22 protein-coding genes and 1 pseudogene are annotated in these 26,906 nt (G+C 70.4%); 18 read left to right on the top strand and 5 right to left on the bottom strand.

Annotated elements, in window-relative coordinates; genetic code table 11:
- Positions 1-19 precede the first annotated feature (19 nt).
- Positions 20-1,729: a PucR family transcriptional regulator gene (locus JEQ17_RS43855; RefSeq protein WP_200400479.1), complete on the bottom strand. Its 1,710-nt coding sequence runs from the start codon at positions 1,727-1,729 to the stop codon at positions 20-22.
- 475 nt (positions 1,730-2,204) lie between these two features.
- On the opposite strand from JEQ17_RS43855, the gene JEQ17_RS50280 reads away from it, so the two are divergent.
- From JEQ17_RS50280 to JEQ17_RS43780, 15 genes and pseudogenes are all read left to right on the top strand, one after another.
- On the top strand, positions 2,205-2,366 hold the full coding sequence (locus JEQ17_RS50280) for a hypothetical protein (protein ID WP_234048594.1): 162 nt from the start codon (positions 2,205-2,207) through the stop codon (positions 2,364-2,366).
- A 68-nt stretch (positions 2,367-2,434) separates the two neighbouring features.
- A complete protein-coding gene (gene dnaK / locus JEQ17_RS43845; RefSeq protein WP_200400478.1) occupies positions 2,435-4,351 on the top strand; it encodes a molecular chaperone DnaK in 1,917 nt (638 codons plus the stop codon).
- 10 nt (positions 4,352-4,361) lie between these two features.
- Positions 4,362-4,946, top strand: coding sequence for a nucleotide exchange factor GrpE (locus JEQ17_RS43840; protein ID WP_200400477.1), 585 nt, complete (start codon positions 4,362-4,364; stop codon positions 4,944-4,946).
- 6 nt (positions 4,947-4,952) lie between these two features.
- Positions 4,953-5,888, top strand: coding sequence for a DnaJ C-terminal domain-containing protein (locus JEQ17_RS43835; protein ID WP_200400476.1), 936 nt, complete (start codon positions 4,953-4,955; stop codon positions 5,886-5,888).
- A complete protein-coding gene (locus tag JEQ17_RS43830; protein ID WP_200400475.1) occupies positions 5,888-6,256 on the top strand; it encodes a chaperone modulator CbpM in 369 nt (122 codons plus the stop codon). The genes JEQ17_RS43835 and JEQ17_RS43830 overlap by 1 nt, the downstream gene beginning before the upstream one ends.
- Complete coding sequence (clpB, locus tag JEQ17_RS43825; protein WP_200400474.1) at positions 6,247-8,886, top strand: ATP-dependent chaperone ClpB; 2,640 nt, start codon at positions 6,247-6,249, stop codon at positions 8,884-8,886. Before JEQ17_RS43830 ends, clpB begins: the two co-directional genes overlap by 10 nt.
- Complete coding sequence (gene trxA, locus JEQ17_RS43820; protein WP_200400473.1) at positions 8,883-9,341, top strand: thioredoxin; 459 nt, start codon at positions 8,883-8,885, stop codon at positions 9,339-9,341. The genes clpB and trxA overlap by 4 nt, the downstream gene beginning before the upstream one ends.
- 6 nt (positions 9,342-9,347) lie before the next feature.
- The gene (locus tag JEQ17_RS43815) at positions 9,348-9,608 is read left to right on the top strand and encodes a UBP-type zinc finger domain-containing protein (RefSeq protein WP_200400472.1); all 261 of its coding nucleotides are present in this window, start codon (positions 9,348-9,350) and stop codon (positions 9,606-9,608) included.
- A complete protein-coding gene (locus tag JEQ17_RS43810; protein ID WP_200400471.1) occupies positions 9,608-11,389 on the top strand; it encodes an FAD-dependent oxidoreductase in 1,782 nt (593 codons plus the stop codon). Before JEQ17_RS43815 ends, JEQ17_RS43810 begins: the two co-directional genes overlap by 1 nt.
- Positions 11,390-11,430: 41 nt before the next feature.
- Entirely contained in the window at positions 11,431-11,565 is a 135-nt protein-coding gene (locus tag JEQ17_RS50585) for a hypothetical protein (protein ID WP_267924819.1), read from the top strand.
- 122 nt (positions 11,566-11,687) lie between these two features.
- On the top strand, positions 11,688-12,671 hold the full coding sequence (locus JEQ17_RS43800; protein ID WP_200400470.1) for an AraC family transcriptional regulator: 984 nt from the start codon (positions 11,688-11,690) through the stop codon (positions 12,669-12,671).
- 299 nt (positions 12,672-12,970) lie between these two features.
- Positions 12,971-13,174, top strand: a pseudogene (locus tag JEQ17_RS43795) (transposase); the annotation flags it as partial.
- 530 nt (positions 13,175-13,704) lie between these two features.
- Positions 13,705-14,835 (top strand): hypothetical protein, encoded by a 1,131-nt coding sequence (locus JEQ17_RS43790; RefSeq protein WP_200400469.1) that lies wholly within the window; start codon positions 13,705-13,707, stop codon positions 14,833-14,835.
- Between the two features lie 123 nt (positions 14,836-14,958).
- Entirely contained in the window at positions 14,959-17,133 is a 2,175-nt protein-coding gene (locus tag JEQ17_RS43785) for an FUSC family protein (protein ID WP_200400468.1), read from the top strand.
- Positions 17,134-17,622: 489 nt separating this feature from the next.
- On the top strand, positions 17,623-18,765 hold the full coding sequence (locus tag JEQ17_RS43780; RefSeq protein ID WP_200400467.1) for an acetate/propionate family kinase: 1,143 nt from the start codon (positions 17,623-17,625) through the stop codon (positions 18,763-18,765).
- A 365-nt stretch (positions 18,766-19,130) separates the two neighbouring features.
- On the opposite strand, the gene JEQ17_RS43775 is transcribed toward JEQ17_RS43780, so the two are convergent.
- Together JEQ17_RS43775 and JEQ17_RS43770 are read right to left on the bottom strand one after the other, a co-directional pair.
- Complete coding sequence (locus JEQ17_RS43775) at positions 19,131-21,503, bottom strand: M4 family metallopeptidase (protein WP_200400466.1); 2,373 nt, start codon at positions 21,501-21,503, stop codon at positions 19,131-19,133.
- A 310-nt stretch (positions 21,504-21,813) separates the two neighbouring features.
- Positions 21,814-22,713, bottom strand: a complete 900-nt coding sequence (locus JEQ17_RS43770) for a LysR substrate-binding domain-containing protein (protein ID WP_200400465.1) — start codon at positions 22,711-22,713, stop codon at positions 21,814-21,816.
- Between the two features lie 152 nt (positions 22,714-22,865).
- Here JEQ17_RS43770 and JEQ17_RS43765 point away from each other — a divergent pair, with 152 nt between their 5' ends.
- Entirely contained in the window at positions 22,866-23,882 is a 1,017-nt protein-coding gene (locus JEQ17_RS43765) for an aldo/keto reductase (protein WP_200400464.1), read from the top strand.
- Positions 23,883-23,946: 64 nt separating this feature from the next.
- Positions 23,947-24,378, top strand: coding sequence for an SRPBCC family protein (locus JEQ17_RS43760; RefSeq protein ID WP_200400463.1), 432 nt, complete (start codon positions 23,947-23,949; stop codon positions 24,376-24,378).
- Between the two features lie 36 nt (positions 24,379-24,414).
- Here JEQ17_RS43760 and JEQ17_RS43755 read toward each other — a convergent pair whose 3' ends face one another.
- Positions 24,415-24,954 (bottom strand): P-loop NTPase family protein, encoded by a 540-nt coding sequence (locus JEQ17_RS43755; protein ID WP_200400462.1) that lies wholly within the window; start codon positions 24,952-24,954, stop codon positions 24,415-24,417.
- On the opposite strand from JEQ17_RS43755, the gene JEQ17_RS43750 reads away from it, so the two are divergent.
- Complete coding sequence (locus JEQ17_RS43750; RefSeq protein WP_200400461.1) at positions 24,929-25,117, top strand: hypothetical protein; 189 nt, start codon at positions 24,929-24,931, stop codon at positions 25,115-25,117. The genes JEQ17_RS43755 and JEQ17_RS43750 overlap by 26 nt on opposite strands.
- Positions 25,118-25,174: 57 nt before the next feature.
- Here the strand turns inward: JEQ17_RS43750 and JEQ17_RS43745 are convergent, their stop codons facing one another.
- Positions 25,175-26,707 (bottom strand): MFS transporter, encoded by a 1,533-nt coding sequence (locus JEQ17_RS43745; RefSeq protein ID WP_200402026.1) that lies wholly within the window; start codon positions 26,705-26,707, stop codon positions 25,175-25,177.
- Positions 26,708-26,906: the final 199 nt, after the last annotated feature.

Below are 26,906 nucleotides of genomic sequence, written 5' to 3'. Positions count from 1 at the left end.
GCCGGCCCTCCGTCCGCGGTCAGCGCTGCCCACCCAGGATGATTTTCCAGACACGCGTCGCCACTTGCAGATTGAGCCGGGTGTCCACATCAGCCAGGTCGCGGTCGCTGATCTCACGGATGCGCTGCAGCCGGTAGCGCAGGGTGCTGCGGTGGACCGTCAGCGCGGCGGCCGCATCGTCGTAGTTGCCTCCGCAGTCGAAGTAGCGCGAGAGCGTCTCCACCAACTCCGTGTCATGCTCCGCGTCGTAGTCGATCAGTCGGCCGAGCCACTCTCGCACGAAGCCTTCGAGCTCCCGAAGATCGTTGCCAGGCCCCAGGATCCGGTACAGCCCGAGGTCGTCGAAGAACGTCGTCCCACTGCGCTGGCGGGAGCTCTGCCTCACCTCCAAGGCCCGTAGTGCCTCCTGATAGCAGCGGGGAACCCCGTCCGGGGACTCGCAGCGGGTACTCACCCCGATCGCTCCGTCGGGCGTCCCCAGTTCATGGGCCAGCGCCGCGTGCACGGCATCGTCATTGGGTCTCGCTTCGGTCAGCAGGACCACCCGGTCGCCGCGACGGGTGATCAGCGGACGGGTCGCCGTGGCGGCCGTCGCCTGCTCGACGGCACGGGTGAAGGAGCCGTCTGCGGCGTCGCCCGGCCAGTGCACCACGACCACGTAGTGGGTACGTTGCAGGTCGTGGCCGACGGCTTCGGCCCGGGCACAGGCGCTCGCCTCGTCAGTCCCCTCCAACAGGTCGTCGATCAGCCGGCGGCGCAGCCGCAGTTCGACCTCGGTGAGTTCGCGCACATGCATGAGCTCCTGGGCGAGCGACCGCTGAGCGTGATCCAGGGCGAACATGGTGTGGTCGTCGGCCGTCGCCTCGGGGTCCACGACGGCGAGTACGCCGAGGAGCTCGCCGCGCGGACGGGCCAGAGCGATCAGCCGGTCCTTGACTCTGACCGGGCCCGCCTCGCGCGCGACCTGCCGCAGCATCTCGTCCTGGTAGGTCGGGGACCGCACCGGATAGGGGTCCGGCCGGTCGGGACCTGCCCAGGATCTCAGGTTGCCGAACCGGTCCTCGATCAGCGCCGGCAGCCCGGTGATCTCGTACAGCGCTTGGGTGATGGCGTCCTCGCCGCCGCCCCGGGCGGCTGCACGGGCGAGGGTTTCGTGCACGGTCTCCTGCAGGTGCAGCTCGGAGCGCATTGTGTCCAACTGCCGCAGTACGGCGTCGCGTTCGGTGCGGAGCCTGCTCAGTTCTCCGGCGCTGTCGTGGTGCGCAGGGCGCGTGGCCGCCAGCGACAGGGCCGCCGATGTGAGCCCCACGAGGGTCGAGAGGAGGAAGTGCCCCTCCTCATCGGGCCCGGAGTGGGAGGAGACCACGATGTAGCCGAGCAGACCGCCGGCCCCGCGCAGGCCGAACGCCCAGCTCCAGGACCGCCCCGGAAGGGACACGGAGCCGTCAGCCTCGCCCAACTCCTTCATCCGTACGTCGTCGACCGTTGGCGCTCCCGCGTCGTGGCCGGGGACGCGGGACAAACCGTCGCCCGTCGCGAGGTATCCGGCCTCGGCGCGGTAAGGACCAAGAGCACTGACGTGCCGCATGGCCAACCGCACGATCTCGCTCTGCTCCGCGCAGGTAAAGAGGGTGCGGGACAGCACCAGCAGCCCGTGCGGATCCAGCGCCGCGAACGGACGGGGATCGTGCCGTTCGGTGCCCGCGGTGTCGCTCGGATGACGGGTCACTTCCTGGTCGGAGACATTAGGGGACGGCCTCGGTGACGGATGGCACGCCATAGACCCTCCGTTCTCCTCCGGTCATCGGTGGCGATCGAGCGAGTCGCGGGATCCACGCCTGGGCGAGCCCTGAGCACCCAGCCTAGGCAAAGGAATCCGACTTGTCCGTATTTGGCCCTTGTTCTCGTGGACCGACCGACCGCGCCGATTTCCGACCTGCCAGGTGCAGGCGGAGCGCGCTGCCCTCTTGCCACTCTGGGCTTGTCAGGGATCGCCGGGCGCACCGGTGGCCGTGGCAGGAAGGACTGGGCTGATGAACGAGTGGCCCGCAGGACCATCGCCTCGTACACGACCTGCCAAGAAACGGCACGCGCCGTCGATCACTCTTCCGATCAGGGTTTTCGTGTAGCGAGGAGCACTCGCTGGCGCTCTGCTCGGCCTGCCGGTGTACGCGGCCCAGCGTGGCCGCCGGAACTTCGCCTCGGTGAGGTTCATACAGCCCAGCCGGTACGACGTCGTCGACGACGACGCGGTCGCCGAGCAAGCGATGCGGGTGCCGGCCGAGCTACGCAGCGTGACCGGCACCAGCACCAGCAGCGGGGCTTGGAAGAGCAGCCGCCTGCAGGGCGGTCCCGCCGTCATCTGAGCGAGTACGGAAGACCGGGCGCGGCTCCGAGGGCGAACGGGGACCGCCCGTCGCGGAAGGAGTTCCTCATGGCCAAGGCAGTAGGCATCGACCTGGGCACCACGAACTCGGTGATCGCCGTCTGGGAGGGCGGCGAGCCGACGGTCGTGCCCAACAGCGAGGGCAACCGGACGACGCCGTCCGTGGTGGCCTTCACCGACACCGGCGAGCGCCTGGTGGGCCAGCTGGCCCGACGCCAGGCGATTCTCAACCCCAAGGGCACCATCTACTCGGCCAAGCGGTTCATCGGCCGCCACTTCGACGAGATCTCCGAAGAGGCCAAGGCCGTCGCGTACGACGTGGTCGAGGGAGACGGCGGAGCCGCCCGCTTCGAGGTGCGCGACAAGCTCTACGCGCCCGAGGAGATCAGCGCGCAGGTGCTGCGCAAGCTCGCCGACGACGCCTCCAAGCAACTGGGCGAGCGGGTCACGGAGGCGGTCATCACGGTGCCCGCCTACTTCAACGACGCCCAGCGCACCGCCACCAAGGACGCCGGACGGATCGCCGGCCTGGAAGTGCTGCGGATCATCAACGAGCCGACCGCGGCCGCTCTCGCCTACGGGATGGACAAGAAGGAGCACGAGACCGTGCTCGTCTTCGACCTGGGCGGCGGCACCTTCGACGTCAGCATCCTCGACGTCGGCGACGGCGTGGTGGAGGTGCGGTCCACGGCGGGCGACAGCCATCTGGGCGGCGACGACTTCGACCGCCGGCTGGTCGACCAGCTCGCCGACGGCTTCCAGAAGGAGAACGGCATCGACCTGCGCAAGGACCCGCAGGCGCTGCAACGCCTTTTCGAGGCCTCCGAGAAGGCCAAGACGGAGCTCAGCTCGGTGACCCAGACACAGGTCAGCCTGCCGTTCATCACGGCCGACGCCGACGGGCCCAAGCACCTGACCACGACGATCATGCGGTCCACGTTCGAGCAGATCACCGGCGACCTGGTGGAGCGCTGCCTCGGCCCGGTGCGGCAGGCCATGGACGACGCCAAGGTCAGCGACAACGACATCGACGAGGTCATCCTCGTCGGCGGCTCCACCCGCATCCCCGCCGTCCAGGCGCTGGTGCGGAGGCTGACCGGCGGCAAGGACCCCAACATGAGCGTCAACCCCGACGAGGTCGTGGCGATGGGCGCCGCGATCCAGGCCGGGGTCCTCAAGGGCGAGGTCAAGGATGTCCTGCTGCTCGATGTCACCCCGCTGTCGCTGGGCGTGGAGACACGCGGTGGCGTGATGACGAAGATCATCGAACGGAACACCACCATCCCGGTGCGCCGCACCGAGACCTTCTCCACCGCCGAGGACAACCAGCCCGCCGTCGATGTCGTCGTCCTGCAGGGGGAGCGGGAGAGCGCCGCCGACAACCGGGTCCTGGGTCGCTTCCAGCTCACCGACATCCGCCCCGCGCCGCGCGGCGAGGCGCAGGTCGAGGTCACCTTCGACGTCGACGCCAACGGCATCCTCCACGTCACCGCGAGGGACAAGGACACCGGCAAGGAGCAGAGCATCACCATCAGCGAGAGCTCCAACCTCGACCGCGGCGAGGTCGAGCGGATGGTCCAGGAGGCCGACAGCAACCGCGACCAGGACCAGGCCCTGCGCGAGGCGGTCGACGCCCGCAACGAACTGGACGCCATCGCCTACCAGGTCGAGAAGCACCTCGGCGAGCTCGGCGACGCCGCGCCCGCACATGAGAAGGCCCGCGCCGAGATGCTGGTGGCCGAGGCCCGCGAGGCGGTCAAGAACGAGGCCGGGGTGGACAAGGTCCGGCCGCTGACTTCCGAACTCCAGCAGGTCTTCGCGGCGCTCGCGGCCCACCAGGCCGGATCCGCCGCGGGCGGTCCGGCAGGCTCCGGCTCACCGGACGGATCCGGTACCGGCGGCGCCGCGCCGGGCGGCCCCGGGGGCGACGACGATGTGATCGACGCCGAGTTCGACAAGGGCTGAGGTGGCCGCCATGCCCATCCCACCCCAGGGCCGAGAGCCCGACCCGCCGCCGGAAGGCGCCGTACAACCGCCGCGCGGGGACCTCACGCAGCCTGGACCGCCGACCGAGGAAGCCGAGCCGGGGGCCGACGCCGCAACCGGCACCGCCGCACCTGACGACGAACACGCCGTCGCGCTGCGAGAGGCCGAGGACCGCTGGCGCCGCGCCCTGGCCGACCTCGACAACCTGCGCAAACGCCACGCCAGGGAGCTGGAGCGGGAAACAGCGGCCGAACGCGCCCGTACGGCTGCGGCCTTCCTGCCCGTCATCGACAACCTGGAACTTGCCCTGGGCCACGCGACCGCCGACCCCGATGCGATCGTCGAAGGAGTCCGGGCCGTGCGCGACCAGGCCGTGAACGTCCTGGAGCGGCTGGGCTACCCGCGCCACGCGGAGAGCGGCGTGCCGTTCGACCCGGCCCGGCACGAGGTGGTCGGCGTGGTCCAGGATCCCGACGCCGAACCGAACACCGTGGTCCAGGTGCTACGACCCGGCTACGGGCAGGCCGAGCGGCAGCTGCGGCCTGCCGCCGTGACCGTCGCCAAGCGGGAGTGAGCGGCCATGGCACGCGACTTCTACGAGGTGCTCGGTGTTTCGCGCACCGCCGACCGGGACGAGATCCAGCGGGCCTATCGCACCCTGGCCCGCAAGTACCACCCCGACGTCAACAAGGACCCCCAGGCGGAGGAGCGGTTCAAGGAGGTCAACGAGGCCTTCAGCGTCCTGTCCGATCCGGAGCAGCGAGCCCGGTACGACCGCTTCGGCGAGGACTTCCGGCAGGTCCCGGAGGACTGGGAGGAGCGCGTGGCCGCCGGCGCTGGAGCCGGCAGCGGCTCCCGTTGGACCACCGGCGGCGGTCCCCGGGTGCGGTACTCCACGGCAGGCTTCGAGGGCGAGGGGGTCGACGTCGAGGACCTGTTCGGCTCGCTGTTCGGCGGCGCCGGGCGGATGCGTGTGCCCGGCGCCGACCAGGAGGCCGAACTGCCGCTCACCGTCGAGGAGGCCTATCGGGGCGGCCGCCGTTCGGTCACCCTCGCCGGGCCGTCCGGGCAGCGGCGCTATCAGGTCGACGTGCCGCCCGGCACCACCGACGGTCAGCGCATCCGGCTCGCCGGGGAGGGCGGGCGTGGGAGCGGCGACGACGCTCCCGCCGGGGACCTGTACCTGAGGGTGCGGATCCAGCCGCACCCCGAGTTCCGCCTCGACGGCCGGGACGTCCACGTGCGGCTTCCGGTCACCCCGTGGGAGGCGGCGCTGGGAGCGACCGTGCCGGTGCGCACGCCGAGCGGTGACACGGCGAAGGTGACCGTGCCCGCCGGGTCCTCCAGCGGACGGCGCCTGCGGCTGCGCGGCGAGGGCATGCCGGGCCCGCGCGGTGCGAACGGAGACCTGTACACGGAGCTGCGGATCATGGTGCCGCCCCGGCTGAGCGACCGGGAGCGCGAGCTGCTGGAGGAACTTGCCGCCGTCTCCTCGTTCGACCCCAGGAGGACCTGATGAACCACCGACCGGCCGAGGCCCGCCAGTCCCCCGCACGCACGACCGAGGTGGGTGTGCGGTACGCGATCGTGCCCGTGCCCGTGCTCTCCCTGGAGACCGTGGCCCGCCGCACCGGCCTCCATCCCGATCTGATCCGTCGGTTCGTCGCCCTCGGACTGGTGGACGCCGGCCGTGACACCTCCGGACGGCCGGTGTTCGCCCCCACGGCCCCGGCCGCCCTCGCCCGCGTCCAGCGGTTGCGCACCGGGCTGTGCCTGAACTACGCATCCATCGGCCTGGTGCTCGACCTGCTCGACCGCATCAGCCTGCTCGAAGCCGCGCTGCGGCGTGCAGGCATGAGGAGTGATCTACCACCATGGACATGAACCGCCTGACCCAGAAGTCCCAGGAAGCCCTGCAGGAGGCCCAGAGTGCCGCCGGCCACCTGGGCCACACCGAGGTCGACGGCGAGCATCTGCTGCTCGCCCTCCTCGACCAGGAGGAGGGTCTGATCCCGCGGCTGCTGCAGCAGGCGGGCACCGAGCCCAAGGAGTTGCGCGCGGCCGTACGCGAGGAGCTCTCCCACCGGCCCAAGGTGACCGGTCCGGGCGCGGCGCCGGGCCAGGTCTTCGTCACCCAGCGTCTGGCCCGGCTGCTGGACGCGGCCGAGCGGGAGGCCAAACGCCTCAAGGACGAGTACGTGTCCGTGGAACACCTGCTGCTGGCCCTGGCCGAGGAGGGCTCGGCGACCGCCGCCGGGCGCCTGCTCAAGGAGCACGGCGTGACCCGGGAGTCCTTCCTCGGCACGCTCACCCAGGTCCGCGGCAACCAGCGCGTGACCTCCGCCAACCCCGAGGTGGCCTACGAGGCCCTGGAGAAGTACGGCCGTGACCTGGTCCTCGAAGCTCGGTCCGGGCGGCTGGACCCGGTCATCGGCCGGGACGGCGAGATCCGCCGCGTCACCCAGATCCTCAGCCGCAAGACCAAGAACAACCCCGTCCTGATCGGCGACCCCGGCGTGGGCAAGACCGCCATCGTGGAGGGTCTGGCCCAGCGCATCGTGCGCGGTGACGTGCCCGAGGGCGTGCGCGACAAGACGGTGTTCGCCCTCGACATGGGCTCACTCGTGGCGGGCGCCAAGTACCGCGGCGAGTTCGAGGAACGCCTCAAGGCCGTACTGAGCGAGGTCAAAGCCGCCGAGGGGCGGATCCTGCTCTTCGTCGACGAGTTGCACACCGTCGTCGGCGCGGGCGCCGCCGAGGGCTCCATGGACGCGGGCAACATGCTCAAACCCATGCTGGCGCGCGGCGAACTGCACATGATCGGCGCGACCACCCTGGACGAGTACCGCAAGCACATCGAGAAGGACGCCGCCCTCGAACGACGCTTCCAGCAGGTCCTGGTCGACGAACCCAGCGTGGAGGACGCCATCTCCATCCTGCGCGGCCTGCGTGAACGCCTCGAAGTCTTCCACGGCGTCAAGATCCAGGACACCTCGCTGGTCGCGGCGGCAACACTCGCCCACCGCTACATCACCGACCGTTTCCTGCCCGACAAGGCCATCGACCTCGTCGACGAGGCCTGCGCCCGGCTGCGTACCGAGATCGACTCCATGCCCGCCGAACTCGACGAGATCACCCGCCGCGTCACCCGCCTGGAAATCGAGGAGGCCGCCCTGTCCAAGGAGAGCGACCCCGCCAGCAAGGCCCGCCTGGAGGAACTGCGCAGGGAACTGGCCGACCTGCGCGGCGAGGCCGACGCCAAACACGCCCAGTGGGAGGCGGAACGACAGGGCATTCGCCGCGTACAGGAGCTGCGGCAGGAACTGGAGCAGGTCCGTCACGAAGCGGAGGAGGCCGAGCGCAGCTATGACCTCAACCGCGCGGCCGAACTGCGCTACGGCCGTCTGGAGGACCTCGAGCGCCGACTGGCCGCCGAGGAGGAGCAACTGGCCGCCAGACAGGGCCAGAACCGGCTGCTGCGGGAAGTCGTCACCGAAGAGGAGATCGCCGAGATCGTCGCCGCCTGGACCGGCATCCCCGTCGCCCGCCTCCAGGAGGGCGAGCGCGAGAAACTGCTGCGGCTGGACGAGATCCTGCGCGAGCGGGTCATCGGCCAGGACGAGGCGGTCAAGCTGGTGGCCGACGCCATCATCCGGGCCCGCTCCGGCATCCGCGACCCGCGCCGGCCCATCGGCTCGTTCATCTTCCTCGGCCCCACCGGCGTGGGAAAGACCGAGCTCGCCAAAACGCTCGCGGCAGCCCTGTTCGACTCCGAGGACAACATGGTCCGCCTCGACATGAGCGAGTACCAGGAGCGGCACACCGTCAGCCGGCTGATGGGGGCCCCGCCCGGATACATCGGCTACGAGGAGGGCGGCCAGCTCACCGAGGCCGTGCGCCGCAAGCCCTACTCTGTCGTGCTGTTCGACGAGGTCGAGAAGGCGCACACCGACGTCTTCAACACCCTGCTGCAGGTTCTCGACGACGGCCGCATCACCGACGCCCAGGGCCGCACGGTCGACTTCCGCAACACCGTGATCATCATGACGTCCAACATCGGCTCGCACCACCTCCTCGACGGAGCCACCGCCGAGGGGGAGATCAAGCCGGACGCCCGCGCCCTGGTGATGGGAGAGCTGCGCGGGCACTTCCGGCCGGAGTTCCTCAACCGCGTCGACGACATCCTGCTGTTCAAGCCGCTCGGTGAGCGGCAGATCGAGCGGATCGTGGAACTGCAGTTCGACGAACTGCGCAGCCGCCTCGCCGAACGCCGCATCACCGTCGAACTCACCGACACGGCCCGGGAGTTGATCGCCCACCAGGGCTACGACCCGGTGTACGGGGCCCGGCCGCTGCGGCGTTACATCTCCCACGAGGTCGAGACACTGGTCGGGCGCGCCCTGCTGCGCGGCGACGTCCAGGACGGCGCGAAGGTCCGCGTCGACGCCGAGCACGGAGAACTGGTGGTCACCTACGACCCGCCCGAGGACGTGAAGGGAGCGAGTGCGGCATGAGTACCGTGCAGGCCACCACCGTCACCTGCCCGCACTGCGGGCGCACCAACCGGGTACCCGTGGCCGCCGAGGGCCGTCCCAGGTGCGGCAACTGCAAGCAGCCGCTGCCGTGGATGGCCGACGCGGGCGACGACGACTTCACCGAGGTCGTCGAGCAGGCCACCGTGCCCGTCGTCGTGGACCTGTGGGCCACCTGGTGCGGCCCCTGCCGCATGGTGAGCCCCGCGCTGGAGAAGGTCGCCGCCGAGCTCGCGGGGACGATCAAGCTGGTCAAGGTCGACATCGACAAGAACCCGCGCCTGGCGCGGCGGTTCGAGGTCCAGGCCGTACCGACGCTGCTGGTCCTCGACAAAGGACAGACCATCGCCCGGCAGGCGGGTGCCGCACCTGCCCCTGCCCTGCGGCAGTGGGTGGAGCAGTCGATCGCCGGCCGCGAGCCGGCCGGGAAAGGATGATCGGCCATGACCGTAGGGACCGACCCCCACCTCGCCCTCGTACGCCCCGTCACCCCGCGCACCGCGGGATGCGAGGAATGCCTGGCCACGCACTCCCCCTGGGTCCACCTCAGGCTCTGCCTGACCTGCGGCCACGTCGGCTGCTGCGATTCCTCGCCGAACCGGCACGCCCGCCGTCACGCCGCCGCCGACGGTCATCCGATCGTGGCGTCGCTGGAGCCCGGCGAGAACTGGCGGTGGTGCTTCGTCCACGAGGCGCTTGTGTGATGCCCGGCGACGAGACGCGGCCGGGCGCGGCGCCGGTGCCGGACGATGCGGAGGAGAGCGTCCCCTTCGAGACCCCCGACATCTACGGCGCCTATCCCCGCCTGTCGGACGACCAGACGGCCCGCCTGGCGCAGCACGGCCGGCGGCGCGCGGTCGACACCGGTGACGTGCTGATCCGGGAGGGGGAACGGTGCGAGACGTTCTACGTCGTCCTCAGTGGCTCGATCGCCATCGTCGAGGGCTACGGCACACCCGATGAACACCTGCTGAGGGTGCACGGCCCTGGCCGCTTCATCGGCGAACTCGGCCTCCTGAACGGACAGGTGGCCTTCTACACCGCCGTGGTCAGGGACCCCGGCGAGGTCCTCGCCCTGTCGATGGATCAGCTGCGTGACCTGGTGACCCGGGACTCCCTCCTCGGTGATGTGGTGCTGCGCGCCTGCCTGGGCCGCCGTGCCCTGCTCGTCGGGCAGGGCGCCGGTTTCCGCATCATCGGCTCGCGCTACTCGCCCGACACCCGGCGGCTGCGCGAGTTCGCCGCCCGCAACCGGCTGCCGCACCGCTGGATCGACCTGGAGACGGACGAGGAGGCCGAGGCGCTGCTGCGCCGCTTCGCGGTCGGTCCGGAGCAGACGCCGCTGGTGATCTGGCGGGACACGACCCTGCTGCGCAATCCGAGCAACGCCGAACTGGCCCGGTTCATCGGCCTGCCGCCCCTGCCGTCGGGCAACGGCCGCGGCGATCTCCTGATCGTCGGCTCCGGTCCGGCCGGGCTCGCCGCCGCGGTGAACGCCGCCTCGGAGGGCCTCGGCACGACCGTGGTCGAGGCGATGGCCACCGGCGGCCAGGCCGGTACGTCCTCCCGCATCGAGAACTGCTTCGGCTTCCCCTCCGGCATCTCCGGCGCCGAACTCACCGAGCGCGGGGTGCTCCAAGCGGGCAAGTTCGGCGCCCGGATCAGCGTCCCTGCGGAGGCGGCCCGGCTCGAACGGCGGGACGGCCACTACGCCGTCGGGTTCGCCGACGGCAGCGAGATCACCGCCCGTACCGTCGTCCTGGCCACCGGCGCCCGCTACCGCCGCCTCCATGTGCCCGGCATCGAGCCGTTGGAAGGCACGAGCGTCCACTACTCGGCGACCGTCTACGAGGCCCAGCAGTGCCGTGCCGACGCGGTGGCGGTGGTCGGCGGTGGCAACTCCGCCGGCCAGGCCGTGCTCTTCCTGGCCGGGTACGCGCCACAGGTGTACCTGCTCGTCCGTGGGCCGAGCATCGAGGCGCACATGTCCCGCTACCTGATCGATCAGATCGAGCGCCACCCGCGGGTGCGCGTGCTGCTGCACACCGAGATGACTGAGGCACTCGGCGACAAGGCTCTGGAAGCGGTCACCGTGGTCGACCACCGTACGGGCGAGCACCGCCACCTCGCGGTGCGGGCCCTGTTCGTCTTCACCGGCGCCGACCCTCACACCGAGTGGCTGTCCGGCGCGCTCGCCCTCGACGCACGGGGCTACGTGCTCACCGGCGCGGAGGCGCAGGCCGGCTCCATGCCCGAGCTGTGGCAGAGCCAGGGCCGCGACTGCCTGACGCTGGAGACCAGTCTGCCTGGCGTCTTCGCCGTCGGCGACGTCCGCAGCGGCTCGGTGAAGCGCGTGGCCTCCGCGGTCGGCGAAGGCGCGATGAGCATCCACTTCGTGCACCGCCACCTGGGCCACACGGCCGCGCCCGGCGCCACCGACAGCTCCCCGCACACCCGCCCGAAGGAGTCCGCTTGGCTCGCATGACACCCAGCGGGTGACGAGATCACGAGAAGGCGGCGACGGAAATGACCACGCCCGTCCGGCGCCACCGCGGTGGCGCCGTGCAGGACGGGCCCCTTGGCTGGGCGCGCAATCCGCTGACGGCGTTCGACGACGCCTTCCACACCGAGATCGAACTCCCCGGCGTCAGGTCAGGCTGAGGCGACGTCTCGTTCCGGCCAAATCCGCCGTGAGGAGGAAAAATAGGGGCACGCTATCAGGCAGCGGGTGACGATAGCGTGCACCATCCCTCGCACAGTCCAAAGGCGCAGGAGTTTGCGGTATGCACCACTCGCCCAACCAGGGCACGGATTTACTGAAGTTCCAGACGACGGATGTGGACGAGGCTCGGCACGTCCTCCAGGAACGCTTCTACGCCAACTTCATCGACGTGCCCGACGGCGGCGCCGAGTTCACGGCCCGGTACGACATCGCAGCACTCGGTCCGCTCACACTCGGACGACTCTCTTTCGGCGCGGAGGTACGCATACGGTTCGGGGAACTCGGCTCCTACCACGTGGACATTCCCCTGGGCGGCCACCTGGCCTGGCGTCAGGGAAGGCACACCAATGCGGTGGCGACCACCGCGAACGCCGCCGTCTTCCAGCCGCACGGCGACACGGCCCTGGACCGAGTGAGCACCGACTGCTCCATGCTGGCCGTGAAGATCGACCCCAAGGCCCTCAACGATCAGCTCGAACGCCTCCTCGGCCGACCGCTGCGCACCCCCGTCGTCCTCACGCCCGAACTCGATGTCGCGCACGGAGCGGGCCTGAGCTGGGTACGGATGATCCGCGCGGTGTTCGACGAGATGCAGGCCGGCGGGCTGCTGACCCGGCCGGTGGTCGCCCGCCCGCTCCAGGAGGCCCTGCTGAGCGGGCTCCTCCTCGCCACCGGCCACCGCTACCGCGAAGAGCTGGACCGGCCAAAATCCGCCCTGCGCCCGGGCCCCGTCAAGCGTGCTGTCGAGGCCATGCACAGCATGCCGCAACACCCGTTCACGGTAGGAGAGTTGGCCGTGCTCGCCGGCGTGAGCGTGCGGCGGCTCCAAGAAGCCTTCCAGCAGTACGTCGGCATGACCCCGCTGGCCTACCTCACCGACGTCCGCCTCACCCGCGCCCACGACGAGCTGCGCCGCGGCACACCGGGCGAAGTGAACGTGAGCGAGGTCGCCCATCGCTGGAACTTCGATCACCTGGGCCGCTTCGCGTCCCGATACCGAGCGCGCTTCGGCGAGTTGCCCTCGCAGACGCTGCGTTCCGGGTGACCAGGGCCCACGCCATCGCCCCGCGCTGTGCGGACAGCAGCCGCGCTCAGCGGATCGTGCGCGGCGGCCACCACGCCTAGATTCCTGGTGTTCGCGCGTCCGCCTCTTCGGTCCGCCGCGCGGACATCGGCCGGCCCGTCTCCACCCCTTCGGGCCGGTCACCGCCCGGCGGCGCCCCTTCCAACAGCCGCGGGCGGGTCGGCAGCACACATGCGGCCTGAAACCCGCCACGGTGTACTGCCGACACCGGAGAAGGTCCGGGCCGGAGTCGGCGCCGGCCCGGACCTTGACCGTACTGACGGCACACCGATGAGATCTGGTCGACCAACCCACTGGAGCGGCCGAACCGGGAAATCAAACGACGGGCCGACGTGGTCCGGGTCTTCCCCAACCCCGGCGCCCTGTACCGGCTCGCCGCCGCGGCCCTGGCCGAACTCCACTACGAGTGGCAGGTGTTCGACCGCCGCCACCTCTCCGAAGCCTCCATGACCAAGCTCTTCACCACCAAGCCAACCGAACCCGAAGCGCAGATCACCCAACAACCAGCGCACCGGACCTGGGACGAGGCCCTGCGGCGGGCCAGCAGGATCGTTGCGGCGGCCGAACGCCACTGTGGCGAACACGCCAGGGAGCGCTCGGGAACGGCCGGCGAACAGCAGCCCGGTCCGGTTGACGCGGACCCATCCCGCCTACCAGCCGCAGTCGCCGGCGGACGTCGGGCAGGACGTAGTGCCGTGCCTCGCAGGTGTTCTGGATTGCGGGTGGCAGGGCTTTGCGGACTCAGGGATCAGCGCTCCAGCCCCGCCTGGGCGTTTCGTTTGGATCGCCGGATCGTTGGTCCGGGTGCGTCTTTGACGGACGCGCAGGGGGCGCGGACCGAGCCGTCGCTCCCGGTCGGACACCGAAGCAGGGTGGTTCGGCGGCGCGCGGTGCGGGCCAAGGTGGGGCCGGCGTGTCACGCAGAGTCGACGTTGCCTCGGCGGCATCTGTGGGCACTTGGGATCGCGAGGCAGCCGACGAGGAAGGTCCAGTCATGCGGACGTCGTCTCAGAGCGTTACGGTCGTGGCTCTCCTGGCGGATCCGGACGTGCCGACGGAGATCGCGCAGCGCCTGGCCCAGACGCTACCTGCTCGGCTCGCCGACAAGTCGGGCGAGGGGCGACGGTTCGACGTCGAGGTGGTCAGTGAGCCCTTCACCGCAGGGACCGAGGACCTGTCCACCCTGATGCGCCGGATCATGGACCGCGGAACTGCCGAGAACTGGGACATCGTCGTGGCCCTCACCGACCTTCCGCTGCACTCGCACGGGCGCAAGCTCGTTGTGAATCTGAGTCACGAACACGGCTTGGCGCTGTTGTCTCTTCCTTCCCTGGGGGGCCTGCGCCTGCAGACCAGGGCCCGGCGGGCCGTGGAAGAAGCCGTGCTCGGCCTGGCGGGTCCGCAGGCCACTGCGGCTGAAGGACCTCCGCAGAGCCAGCCGCTGCTGGGTCCCTTCGCCCATCGTTTCGCGCCTATCCACCCGGGCCCGGTCGGTGCGGAGGAGACCGCCGATCTTCGGTACGTCATCAGCGGGCCGCGCGGTTACCTGCGGGTGCTCGTCGGCATGGTCCGCGCCAACCGGCCGTGGCGGTTGGTACCGGGCTTGTCGAAAGCCCTGGCGGCCGCACTCGCCACCGGGGCCATCGCCACCCTGGACTCCACCACCTGGAGCCTTGCTGGGGCCCTGAGCGCGCCACGCCTCGTGATCGCCACGGTCGGGTCCGTCGGGCTCATGATCGGCTGGCTGATCGTAGACGGGGAGCTCTGGCATCGATCGACAGAGGGCTCGCCGGAGGCGAGGCAGAGGGAGCGGCTCTACAACACCTCGACGGTCGTGACCGTGGGTATCGGGGTGCTCGTCTGCTACGTGGGTCTGATGGTCATCAACTTGGTGTGGGCGCTGTTCATCCTCAACGGCCGAGTGTTCGCTTCCATGACACAAACCCCGCTGCACGCCACGGAGTACTTGACGCTGTCCTGGTTCGTCGCCTCAGTCGCCACCGTGGGTGGCGCGCTGGGATCAGGCTTGGAGAAGGACGAGGCGATCCGGGCAGCCACCTACTCCAAGCGCGAACAGGAACGTCGTCACGCCCTCCAAGACGACCACGGTGACCAGCCCTCGTAGGGAACCGATACCGACACGAATGGCTCCCCGGGGGGGGGCGTGCGTCCGCCGAGCGCGGTGCCGTCGGGCGGCGGCGGCGCGGCCGACGCGCCCCGGCAGGGCCTTCCGGCTAGGCTCACAGCCGTGAGATGGCTGCGGGCCTTCGGTGAGGTCGTGCGATCCGGGCTCACGATCGAGGAGACGCGGCTGGAGCCCCTGCTCGCGCTGCGTACGGCCGCTGGGATGGCGATCGTCATCGGGCCTGCGCTGTGGCTGGCCTCCCCTGCGTACGCCGCGTCCGCCGCCCTCGGTGCCTACTCCGCGGGTGGGGCCACCTTCCAGCGCACCTGGCGTCCGCGCAAGGTGATCGCGCTCGGCGCGGGCGCGGGTCTGGCACTCAGCACCTTCGTGGGCTACCTGGCGGCGGGGCGACTCGTGACGTTCCTCCCACTGCTGGCCGTATGGGCCTTTGTCGCGGGGATGGCTTGGGCCGTCGGATCGACCGCCGGGATCGTCGCGGCGACGACGGTCGGCAGCATGCTGGTGACCGTCACCCTGCCCACGAGCGTCGGGCGAGCCCTGGAGCACGCCGGGATCATCGCACTCGGGGGCGTGGCACAGGCCGTGCTGATCCTGCTGTTCCCGATCCGCCGTTGGGGGGCGCATCGTGACGCGCTCGCCGACGCCCTGGCCGCCGTGGCGGACTACGCCCGCCGGCTGAGGCACGACCCGACCGCTCCGTTCGACCCGGAGCCGTTGATGACGGCCCGGGACGCGGCCTCCGTGACGCCATCACAGGCCCGCACCCGTCCCCCCGTCCTCCACGGTCCCCGGGGCCTGGCCGAGCGCATTCGGCCGATCGTCGCCGCGCTCGCCGACCCGGACGTCGGCGCCCCGGCAGAGGGACCCGGGCGGGACCGCGCACGGGAGTTGCTCGACACGGCCGCCGACGTCCTGGACGCGGTCGCCCGTTCGATCCGCCGCGGCACTCCCGCCGAGGTGCCGCCCGGGAGCGCGGACGTCCTGCGCGTCGATGAGGAGCACGAGGTGCTGGAGGGGCCCGCCCGGCAGGCGGCCGAGCGGCTCGTGGAACTGCTCGGCGAGGCGTTGGAGATCGCCGGGAGCGGCGGCGCGCGCGGGAGGACGCCCACGCCGCCCGGCCCCGCGGGCGCCCAGTTCCTGATGCGCCCGACAATGTTCCGGCTGGTCCCGGTCGTCGTTCGGGCGGTCCGCGGGGAGCTCCGCCGGGAGTCGCCCGTGTTCCGGCACGCCGTCCGCCTGGCGGCGGTGGCCACGCTCGGCTATCTGATCGCCGCCAGGCTGCCCCTGGGCCACGGCTACTGGGCGCCCATCGCCTCGGTGATGGTGATGCGGCCGGACTTCCACCGGACGTACGCGCGTGCGGTGGCCCGTCTCGCCGGGACCCTGGCGGGGGTCGCGCTCGCCACGGGGATGGTGCAGGCCCTGGGACCGGACGCCCATGTGTTCGGCGCGCTGGCGGTGATCTCAGCGGGCCTGTCCTACATGCTGATCCGTACCGGCTACGCCTACTCCCAGTGCTTCACTGCCGCGTACGTCGTCTTCCTGCTCGGCATGGGCGGCCAGGCATGGGAGCAGACGGTCCCGGAGCGGGTGGTGCTCACCCTGCTCGGCGGGGCCCTGGCAATGCTGGCGTACGTGGTGTTCCCCGCGTGGGAGACACCCAAGCTGGCGGGCCGGCTTGCGGACTGGCTCGCCGCCAACGGCCGCTACGCAGCCGCCGTGCTCCGCAGCTACGCCGAACCGACCCGGGAGCATCGCGCCGACATGCGCAGGGCACTGCTGGCGAGCAGGGAGGCACGTGCCGCCTGGCAGGAGGCCTACGACCAGGCGAGGCAGGAGCCGGTCCGCCCCAGGGGTCTGACGTCGCGCGAGGCGGAGGAGGCACAGGAGGCGCTCAAGGGGTTCGGCCGGGCGGCGATGCTCATGGAGAGCCACGTCCCGCGGGTCGACAGCCGTTTCGTCCCCGAAGCGGAGCGGTTCGCCGAGGCCCTGGAGGCGGACACCGCGCAGGCGGCAGTCGACGTGCGCGAGCACAGGAATCCGGACTGGGGGCGCGTGGAGGAAGCGCTCAACGCATGGGAGGACGCCGCCGGCAACCGGAGCCCGGTCGTGCGGCGGGAGGCGGAACTGCAGAAGCGGGCCCTGGAAGACCTCGCGACGGCCGTGAGCCGCACACCCCTGGAACGGGACGTCGGCTCTGCTCGCGAGGAGCAGCGGGTGCGGGCGGCCGTGGCTGCGGAAGGTGATGGATCAGGACCCGCGCACCGGGGTGGGTGACGGCTCGGGCGACGGGGAGCGCCGCGACGACGAGGTGGATTCCGTCCTCGATGAGCTGCAGGAGGCCCTGTACCCGGCCGCCCTCGATCTTCGGGAGAATCGGTCGCACAGTCAGCATGCTGAGGGGTGCCCCGGCCTGCAGGCGCGGCGTGCTGCCGAACGGGTGGACGAGCGGATCCCTCCCTGTGGTGGCAGCCTGGGGGGAGCGGCGAGCGCGACATCACGGGTGCCCACCCGGCGGCAGGACAAGGGTTGTGAGGCAGCCCGACGCGGACACGAACGGCAAGGACCTGCGGCCCGTCCTGGCTCCGGCGGATGCCCCCGGCGGTGCGGGACCTGCCGAGTTCCTACCGTTCCGCGAGCAATGGCGGAGACTCTCCGCTCTCCGTTGCCGGAGCGGCGCGAAGTAATGGCGGTGAACCCGACTGGGCCCGTTGCTGCGTGGCGGACGCACCGTGCGGGAGGACGCGAGAGCACTGGAGGTGTGTGATGAGTGCTGACCGCTCCCACGAGAGCCTTGGTGGTCACGTACTGGTCCTCGATGCCGGCTCTTCGAGCCTTCACATCGCTCTGTTCGCGGCGGACGGTGAACGGGTGGCGGATCAAGACGCCTCGGAGCCCCCGGGGCCTGCTGCGGCGATGGAACTGCGGAACTTCCTCAGCGAGGTGCCCTCTCCTGCGGCGGTTGGTCACCGTATCGTCCACAGCGGTCCGCACCTGACTGGACATACGCTGATCGACACACGCGTACGGGCTCTGCTGGCGGACGTCGCCGATCTCGCGCCGCTGCACGTGACCCCTGCCCTGCCTGTGGTCGATGCCGCACGAGAACTCCTGCCCGACGTTCCTCATGTCGCCTGCTTCGACACTGTCTTTCACAAGGATCTGCCGGCCCAGGCGCGCACGTACGCCGTGCCGGAGCGATGGCGAGCCGAATACGGGCTGCGCCGGTACGGCTTCCACGGGCTCTCCTACTCGTGGGCGCTGCAGAGGACGGCGCAGGCCCTGGGCCGTCCCGTCGACGACCTCCAGGTCGTGCTCGTGCACCTGGGCGGCGGCTGCTCGGCCTGCGCCGTCCGGAACGGACGCAGCGTGGACACCACCATGGGCCTCACTCCGCTGGAAGGCCTGGTGATGAGCAAGCGCAGCGGCAGCCTCGACCCCGGCGCGCTGCTCTGGCTGCAGCGGCGGCACGGCCTGAGCACGGACGAATTGGATGACACACTCCACCGGCATTCCGGTCTGCTCGGCCTCTCCGGCACTTCGGGAGACACCCGGGACCTGGTGCGCGCCCGCGCGGAGGGTGATACCGCGGCCTCGTTGGCGCTGGCGACTTTCACACTCAGTTGCCGCAGGGGCATCGCCTCGATGGCCGCCTCGCTGGACCGGCTGGACGCGCTGGTCTTCACCGGGGAGATCGGCGAAGACCAACCCGAGGTACGCGAGGAGATCTGCTCGGCCCTGACCGTTCTCGGCATACGAGGCGGGCTGCTCGTCCCCGAACTGGAGGATTTGATGCGGGAAGGCCTCCGACGCATCGATCAGGCGGGGAGAGGTGTCCCGGTCCTCGTGGTCGCAACCGGCGAGACACAGCAGATCGCCGCCGAGACCCGACGGGTGCTCGGCATGTGACGGCCTACCTGACCAGGCGTCAGATCTGGAGAGGGATTACGTCCAACTCCGTCCGAAGTTCGGTGCGCCGAGCAGCGCCAGCTGGAGGCGTAGACGTCAGCACCGAGGCGGCGAGCCGGGAACAACTGATGGCGATACCGTGCGCTCTCGGCTGCGGCGGGGCACGGCGTGACCGACGAGGCCCGGTGGCAGCCGGCCAACGCCTCATTGTCCCCGGCGGTGCCCGGCGAGGGTAGGCCGTCTCCGGCCGTAAAGCCCGCAACTCACCAACCTGGTGGGCGGTTTCGCCCCAGGGGCCCCGACCTCCGACGACTGTCCCCCGGGTCTGTGGTGCCCGCGGGCACCACAGACCCGGGGAGTGTGGATCAGAAGGTCAGCTTCCAGCTGTCGATGTAGCCCGTGTCGATCTGGTAGCTGTCCTGGACGCGGAGCTTCCAGGTGCCGTCGGCCGGTTCTGCGGAGGCGTCGACGGTGTACGTCGTGTGCACGTCGTCGCCGTCGTCGTCGGAGACGTCCTTCAGCCGGTATGCGGTGCCGCCGGGTCCGATCAGATCGATCACCAGGTCGCCGCGGTAGGTGTGGACGATGTCCACCGAGACCTGGAGGGCGCTCGGTGCGTTGCCGGTGCGGCCGGTCACGATGAGCGGGGACTCGACCGGATCGCCCGCGTCGGGGATCCGCACGTTGCCCGGGTTGACGAAGAAGTCGCCGCCGGAGGCGATGACGTGCCAGGCGAAGCCCGTCTCCGCTCCGGATCCGTCCGCGGCGCTCGCCGTCACGGTCGGGGTGAACTCCCCTGTTTCTGCCGGGGTTCCGGAGATCAGACCGGTCTCGTGGTCGATGGCCAGTCCGTCGGGCAGGCCGGTGGCCTCGTAGGTGAGACCGCCCGGACGGCTGGTGTCCGCCGTGATCTTCAGCGTGGCGGGCTGGCCGACCGCGGACTCCTGGCCGGCGGGCGCCGTCAGCGCGACGTGGTTGACGAAGCGCGGACCGACGTTCACCGCTGCCCAGGTGTTGCCGACGGCCTCGTACGCCTCGCTGGACCGGCCGAACAGGTCGGCGGCGGCCTGTAGGGTCGCGACGCGGGCGCCCGCGTAGTCGGTGGTGGACGTCATGTACGTGGTCAGCGCCCGGTACCAGACGTTCGTGGCGTTGTGCAGGCCGAGGCCGGGGACCGGCTCGCCGTCGTGGGTCGGGCTGTCGTAGCCGACGCCGTTGACGGTCTTCGCTCCGCTGCCCTCGGCGAGAAGGTAGAAGAAGTGGTTCGCCACGCCGGAGGAGAAGTGCGGGTCGAGCCCTTCGGTCTCGGTGGACCAGTAGTCCTGGGACAGGCCGTCCTTGGAGGGCTTGTCCATGTAACGCAGCGGGGTGCCGTCGCCGTTGATGTCGATCCGCTCGCCGACCTCGTAGTCGGGCACGTCGTTCGGGTTGTTCGTGAAGAACTCCACGGCGGCGGCCATGATGTCGCTGCTGCCCTCGTTCAGACCGCCGGACTCGCCGTTGTAGTAGTACAGGTCCGCCGTGGCGCTGGTGACGCCGTGGGTCATCTCATGGGCGGCGACGTCGAGCGCGGTCAGCGGGTTCGCGTTGTCCTTGCCGTCTCCGTAGAGCATGCAGAAGCAGTCGTCGTCCCAGTAGGCGTTGACAACGTTGTTCCCGAAGTGGACCCGGGAGGACGCACCGACACCGTCGTTGGCTATGCCGTTGCGGCCGAACTGGTCGTGGTAGAAGTCCCAGGTCTTCTGGGCGCCGTACGCGGCGTCCGCGGCGGCGGTCTCGCGGTTGGCCGGATCGCCGTCGCCCCAGATGTCGTCGGCGCCGGTGAAGAGCGTGCCGGTGCCACTCGTGGCGCCGCCCAGGTCGTACGTCTTGTGGCCGCCGCGCTGGGTGTCGGTCAGTTCGAAGACGTCTCCGTCACGTGTGCTGCCGAGGTCGACCTCGCCGCTGAACTGGCCTTTGCCCACGCCGGGGTGGATGGTCTCGAACTCCCGCACCTTCTTGCCGCTCTTCGCGTCGGTGACGACATGCACCTCGCGCGGAGAGCCGTCGTCCTCGACGCCGGTGACCACCGACTCCCAGGCGAGGGCGGGTGCGCCGTCGGCCGCCCAGACGATCAGTCGCGGTGCTCCGTCCGCCCGCACCTGCCCGGTGCCGTCGGCCTTGGCGGCGGCGAGCGCCGACTTCCTCGCCGTCGAGGCGGCGACCGTGGCGTCGGTCGTCGGTACGGACACCTGAGCGTCGGTCGCCCTGGTGACGGTCCGGCCGGCGGCACGCTGATGGACCACCAAGTCACCGCCCAGGACGGGGAGTCCGGCGAAGGTGCGCTCGTAGCGGGTGTGGACGGTGCCGTCGGCGTCCTTGATGACGTCCTTCGGCAGCAACTTCTCCTTGGCGCCCAATTTCAGGGAACCGGCGGTGGCCTTCGCGGATTTCGCCGCCGCCTTGAGGAGGCCGGCGCGCTGAGCTGGGGTGAGCGGGACGGGAGCCGCGCCCGCTCTGGGCTCCGCGGCGATCCGGGCCTGAGCCGTCGGGACCTGGTTCGGCTGGGCGACCGCTCCGGTCGCCGGAGCGGTCGCGGCGGCGATGAGGGCGGTCACGACGACCAGCGCACCTCCGGCGACGCGCTGGGGGCTACGAGAGAGTCTGGGCCTGCGGGGGCGTAAGGATCTCGGCACTCCTGCTCCTTCCGGCCGCTCGACGGCGGCCGTGTGGGAAGACCGGATGGCGGTGTCGGCCATCCGGGGAGAACGTGCGATGAGTGCCGCGCGGCGTGAAGATCTTCACACTGAAAGGTCGTCAGTGTCATGGCCTGAACAGACAGTTGTCCGGAATGAGGTCTTGCCGCTCACGTCCGAACAGGCATGGGACGAGGGCGACATGCGCCTTTACACGACGTAAACAATTGCCCCACAGGTGCCTCCTCAGCCACATCAGTTGCCGAGTTTCACAGAGCGGGGGTAAATCGGCCACGCTCCGAGTCACGCCTCGCAGAGGGCCTTGGTATCGATGGTGTCGTTGCCGTCCCCGACCCCCGCAATACGCCCTCGCTCAGGCGTCGTCCCGGCCCGCGAGGACGGTTTCGCGGAACGAAGCCACCACAGGGCGGAGATCGACCCGGTGCCAGGCCGCCCACAGCTGAACAGACCCTCCGTGCCAGGGCAGTTCACGTACCGCGACACCGTCGGTCGTGCCGCGCATCATGCTCTTCTGGATGAGCGCGAGGCCGAGACCGGAGGCGACCAGGCCCAGTGCGGTGAGTGGATCGGCCGCGTCGAGACGGATGTCCGGGGTGAAGCCGGAGGCCACGCACGAGGCGACGAACGTGTCGCGCCAGGCCGGGTCGTGGGAGTCACCCACCGCGATCCACGGCTGCCCGTCGAGGGCTCCTGGGGTCAACTCCTCCTGCCCCGCGAGGGGATGCTCCGCGGGCAGCGCGAGCAGCAGGGGATCCCGCAGCAACGGGGCCGTGTTCAGGTCCGGGTCGTCCTCGGACGGCGGTGTGCGCACCAGCGCGATGTCCAGGCTGCGCTGGCGCAGTCCCTCGAACTGCTCGGCCGACTCCTGGTCGTAGAGCGCCACGTGAATGCCGGGGCGTTGATCGCGCAGGGTGCGCAGGGCGGTGGGCAGGATGCCCGTGTGCATGGCGTCGGCCACGTAGCCGATGCACAGGCCGCCCTCCTCGCCACGGCCGAGCCGTCGGCCGAGGTTCTCCAGCCGGTCCGCGTGGCGCAGCAGGGCGTGCGCCTCGGTCAGGAAGACCCGGCCGTCGGAGGTCAGCCGGATGCGCTGCTGGCTGCGTTCGAAAAGGGTCAGGCCCAGGTTCTTCTCCAGCTGGGCGATCTGCCGGCTGAGAGGCGACTGGGAGATGTGCAGCTGCTCGGCGGCACGGCCGACGTGTTCGGTCTCGGCGACGGCGACGAAGTAGCGGAGTTGACGCAGGTCAAGCATGTAGGACCTCGGAGGACTCAAGTATGTCGAAGCAAGTCTTGGACAGTCTCATCCATGGATCCTAACCTCGAACACGCAAGGCCGACGGATCGCACATTGAGTGACGAATCCTCCGCAATCGATATCACCCTCGCTATCGCAAGGATCCCCCCATGAGCATCAAGCCCCTCCTGCCCGGCACCCTCGGCTTCGGCACCGCCCCCCTCGGCAACATGTTCCGCGCCATCCCGGACGAGGAGGCCGCGGCCACCGTCGAAGCCGCCTGGGACCAGGGCATCCGCTACTTCGACACCGCGCCCTTCTACGGTGCGGGACTCTCCGAGATCCGGCTCGGCGACGTACTCGCGCAGCACCCGCGCGACGAGTTCGTCCTCAGCACGAAGGTCGGCCGCGTCATCTTCGACGAGATCGAGGACCCGGCCGTACGCGACCTCGGCGAGAAGGGCGGCCTCTTCGAACACGGGCGCCCGAACAAGATGGTCAACGACTACACCGCCGACGCCACCCTCCGCTCCATCGAGGACAGCCTCAAGCGCCTGCGGACGGACCGCCTCGACATCGTGTGGGTGCACGACGTCGCCCAGGACTTCTACGGGGACGAGTGGCTGGCCGCCTACGAGACCGCCCGCACCGGCGCGTTCCGCGTCCTGCAGAAGCTGCGCGAGGAGGGCGTCATCAAGGGCTGGGGCCTGGGCGTGAACCGCGTGGAGCCCCTGGAGCTCACCCTCGACCTGGACGAGCCGAAGCCCGACGCCTTCCTCCTCGCCGGCCGCTACACCCTCCTCGACCACGACCGGGCACTGCAGCGGCTGCTGCCTGCCGCTGCCGCCCAGGACGTCGACATCGTGGTCGGCGGCCCGTACAGCTCGGGCATCCTCGCCGGAGGAACGCACTTCGAGTACCAGCAGGCGCCCGCGCACATCATCGACAAGGTCGAGCGGATCAAGGCACTCGCCGAGCGGCACGGGGTCGGCATCAAGTCCGCCGCGCTGCAGTTCTCCCTCGCCCACCCGGCGACGGCGGCCGTCATCCCCGGCGCGACCAAGCCCAGCCGCATCGCCGAGGACGTCGCCGCTCTCGGCGAGACGATCCCGGCCGCGTTCTGGGCGGACCTGCGCGAGGAGCGCCTGATAGCGCGGGACGCTCCGGTACCCGCAGCCACCGCCTGACCCTGACCCGGTCACCTCGCAAATTCCGCGCACCTACGCACCCGCACACCTCCAGGAGGATCCCGTGGCCACGACCGCCGCAACCCTCGACATCCCCGCCTCGCCCGACCGCGTCTGGCAGCTCATCGGCGGCTTCGACTCACTGCCCGACTGGCTCCCCTACATCCCCGCCAGCGAACTCAGCGAAGGCGGACGTGTCCGCAGTCTCCGCAACGAGGACGGCGGTGTGATCGTCGAGCGCCTCGAAGCCTTCGACGACAAGGCCCGCACCTACAGCTACTCCATCCTCCAGGCACCCTTCCCCGTCACCGGCTACCTCTCCACCCTCACGGTGCACGAGATCCCCGGACAGGGCACAGCCCGCGTGGAGTGGTCCGGCACCTTCACACCGGACGGCGTCAGCGACGACGAAGCCATCGCTCTGTTCCACGGCATCTACACGGACGGCCTCGCCGCGCTGAACGAAACGCTCGCCGTTCACAGCCATCGCGCATAGCGGGCGGCATGCCCGGCCTGCCCGCCGTGTCCGAGGTCAGCCGGCGGCGGGTCGGGGCCAGGCGCCGCCCAGCCACGCGGTGGCCTCTCGCGGGGAACGCAGGTGGACGACGTTCAGGGGCGCGAAGCGCGGGTCGGTCGTCCGGCGGTTGATCTCGGCGCGGCGGGCCTCGTACTGGGTCCAGGACGACCACGCGGGGTGGTCGCCGCTGAACCAGGAGGACAGGGTCTCCACATTGCCGCCGAAGACCCGCTCGCGCAGCAGGGTCCGTCGCAGGGATCTGCGCAGTACGCGCGGCATGACGACGGCTCTGGGGTAGTCGAGCCAGATCACGGTGTCGGCGCTGGTCCACAACAGGTCGCGGACCTCGGGGTGGCCGAAGGAGTCGAAGATCCAGGCCGGGGCTGCGGCTATTTTCGCGACCTGTTGGTGCAAGTCGGGGTCGACCGCCCAGTCGGGGCCGTTGAACACGAGCGAGTCCATCTCGTGGAACGGCAACCGGAGCCGGGCGGAGAGGGCTTGCGCCATGGTGGTCTTTCCGGCTCCGGTGATGCCGGCGACGAGGATACGTTGCACGTACGGATGCTACGGGCGCCGGTCGGCCTTCGGCGAAGCCGTTTTCGTCGGCTTCCCCGGCCACTGGATCGACGTCGAGCCCATCTTCGGCGCCGAGGAGTGGGCCGCCCCGGACATGACCAGCCTCATGCAGCAGATCTCACCCACGCCGGCCGACCACTGAAGCCAGGCCGTTCACCGAGGTCGGCGTCAAAGCGGCCTGGCCCGGCGGAAGTTGTGCTCAATGGCGTACGGGGGTCTGCGTCGGCGTCTCCTCCGCCGTGGCCGCCGCCTGGCCGCCCGGGTGGCGCAGGGCGCAGAGGTAGCCGATGCCGAGCGCGACGGCCATGCCGTAGAACACCCACTGGTTGGCCTCGGCGAAGTCCATGCGGATCGAGGACATCGCATCGCGCATGGTCGTCGCGACCGGGCCGTCGCCGGTGGGGGTGCGGGCGTCCGCCTGGCCCGTGATCGACTGCGTCACGTCCCCGGCCACGGAGTCGACCTGGTCCGCCGGTACCCCGCGGGCCCGGAGGGTGCTCTCCACGTTGTCCGTCATGGTGTGCGTCAGCATGGTGCCGAAGACGGCGAGTCCGATGCTGGCCGCGTAGTTGCGGACGGTCTGGGTGATGCCGGTGACTTCACCGTAGGAGGCGTCGATCGCCCGGTTGACGGCGTCCGTCGAGGCCGGGGCGAGGATGAAACCGATGCCCGCGCCGGCGAGTGCGACGTACGGCCACTGGTCGTGCATGGACAGGTCCGTCAGTTTGCCAGCCCAGAGGGCGAACCCGACGGCGCCCACCACACAGCCGATCTTCAACGCGGGGCGGGCTCCCCGCTTGTCGAGGATGCGGCCGCCCCACTGGGAGGCGATGGCGAATCCCACGAAGAAGTACAGCAGGTACAGGGCGGCCTGGTTGGCCGAGGCGCTGAGGGAGACCTGGGCGTAGACCGAGGCGAAGAAGAAGACGGGGACGAACGCCAGCATGGCGAAGAAGAGCACCAGCGAGTCCACTGTGAAGGCCCGGTCGCGGAAGACAGACAGGTTGATCAGGGGGTGGCGGGTGCGCAGTTCGTAGCGGCAGAAAACGTACAGCACCGCGAGGCCGCCGATGATGCAGGCCCATGTGGCCACGCTGTCCCAGCCCCAGGCCGACGCCTGCTGGAAGCCGAGCACGCTCGTGCCCATCCCGACGGCGATCAGCAGAGCGCCCTTGACGTCCAGCGGTTCGTCGCGTCGCCGGTCGGAGATGTGGGCGAGCGCGGTGAGGATCAGCGCCACGACGGCGACAGGCACGTTGACCCAGAAGATCGCCCGCCAGGTCCAGGTGGTCAGCCAGCCGCCGAGCAGCGGTCCCACGGCGGTGAGGGCACCGGTGAGGCCGAAGAACAGGGCCAGGGCGCGCCCCCGCCGCTCGACCGGGAACACCGCCACGACGACCGCGAGCGCGGCGGGGAAGAGCAGCGCCGCTCCGAGTCCCTGAGTCGCGCGGAAGGCGACGAGCCACGTCAGTGCGTAGTCCCCGTCGGGCACGCAGCCGCACAGCGCGGAGGAGATGACGAAGATCAGGGTGCCTGCTACGACGACACGACGTGGCCCCAACAGGTCGGCGAGGCGTCCGCCGACGGCGAAGAACGCGGCCAGGGACAGCAGATAGGCGTTGACCACCCACTGCATGCCCGAGGCGGAGAGGCCGAGTTCGGAGACGATGTCGGGCGCGGCGATCGACACGATCGTCTGGTCGATGAACGTCATCGCCACCGCGAACATCATCGCCGCGAGCGCCAGCGGCTGGGAGGCCGCGCGTCCGGCACCGGATGCGCTCTCGTTGCGTTGCGCGTGCGTACGGCTCACCCGGTCAGTCTGCGTCGGAACCGGTGACGCCGCACCCGGAGCACATCTCCCCAACGGTGCACAGGCAAGGGGTGGCCGTCGGACGGGCCTCGTCCACCTTATGGGCGAATTCGAGGGC

It is taken from the genome of Streptomyces liliifuscus, from assembly GCF_016598615.1.
Taxonomy (GTDB): Bacteria; Actinomycetota; Actinomycetes; order Streptomycetales; family Streptomycetaceae; genus Streptomyces; species Streptomyces liliifuscus.
Note: the sequence above shows the minus strand (reverse complement) of the source record. Positions and strands in the feature narration are given on the sequence as shown.

What these genes read in the sequence shown, in the direction of transcription:
- JEQ17_RS43815 (WP_200400472.1), top strand. Translation starts at nt 9,348, where the DNA reads ATGACCGTAGGGACCGACCCCCACCTCGCCCTCGTACGCCCCGTCACC.
- JEQ17_RS43790 (WP_200400469.1), top strand. Translation starts at nt 13,705, where the DNA reads ATGCGGACGTCGTCTCAGAGCGTTACGGTCGTGGCTCTCCTGGCGGAT.
- clpB (WP_200400474.1), top strand. Translation starts at nt 6,247, where the DNA reads ATGGACATGAACCGCCTGACCCAGAAGTCCCAGGAAGCCCTGCAGGAG.
- JEQ17_RS43800 (WP_200400470.1), top strand. Translation starts at nt 11,688, where the DNA reads ATGCACCACTCGCCCAACCAGGGCACGGATTTACTGAAGTTCCAGACG.
- JEQ17_RS43840 (WP_200400477.1), top strand. Translation starts at nt 4,362, where the DNA reads ATGCCCATCCCACCCCAGGGCCGAGAGCCCGACCCGCCGCCGGAAGGC.
- JEQ17_RS43835 (WP_200400476.1), top strand. Translation starts at nt 4,953, where the DNA reads ATGGCACGCGACTTCTACGAGGTGCTCGGTGTTTCGCGCACCGCCGAC.
- dnaK (WP_200400478.1), top strand. Translation starts at nt 2,435, where the DNA reads ATGGCCAAGGCAGTAGGCATCGACCTGGGCACCACGAACTCGGTGATC.
- JEQ17_RS43830 (WP_200400475.1), top strand. Translation starts at nt 5,888, where the DNA reads ATGAACCACCGACCGGCCGAGGCCCGCCAGTCCCCCGCACGCACGACC.
- JEQ17_RS43750 (WP_200400461.1), top strand. Translation starts at nt 24,929, where the DNA reads ATGCCGGCGACGAGGATACGTTGCACGTACGGATGCTACGGGCGCCGG.
- JEQ17_RS43810 (WP_200400471.1), top strand. Translation starts at nt 9,608, where the DNA reads ATGCCCGGCGACGAGACGCGGCCGGGCGCGGCGCCGGTGCCGGACGAT.
- trxA (WP_200400473.1), top strand. Translation starts at nt 8,883, where the DNA reads ATGAGTACCGTGCAGGCCACCACCGTCACCTGCCCGCACTGCGGGCGC.
- JEQ17_RS43780 (WP_200400467.1), top strand. Translation starts at nt 17,623, where the DNA reads ATGAGTGCTGACCGCTCCCACGAGAGCCTTGGTGGTCACGTACTGGTC.
- JEQ17_RS43775 (WP_200400466.1), bottom strand. Translation starts at nt 21,503, where the DNA reads ATGGCCGACACCGCCATCCGGTCTTCCCACACGGCCGCCGTCGAGCGG.
- JEQ17_RS43745 (WP_200402026.1), bottom strand. Translation starts at nt 26,707, where the DNA reads ATGATGTTCGCGGTGGCGATGACGTTCATCGACCAGACGATCGTGTCG.
- JEQ17_RS43770 (WP_200400465.1), bottom strand. Translation starts at nt 22,713, where the DNA reads ATGCTTGACCTGCGTCAACTCCGCTACTTCGTCGCCGTCGCCGAGACC.
- JEQ17_RS50585 (WP_267924819.1), top strand. Translation starts at nt 11,431, where the DNA reads ATGACCACGCCCGTCCGGCGCCACCGCGGTGGCGCCGTGCAGGACGGG.
- JEQ17_RS43765 (WP_200400464.1), top strand. Translation starts at nt 22,866, where the DNA reads ATGAGCATCAAGCCCCTCCTGCCCGGCACCCTCGGCTTCGGCACCGCC.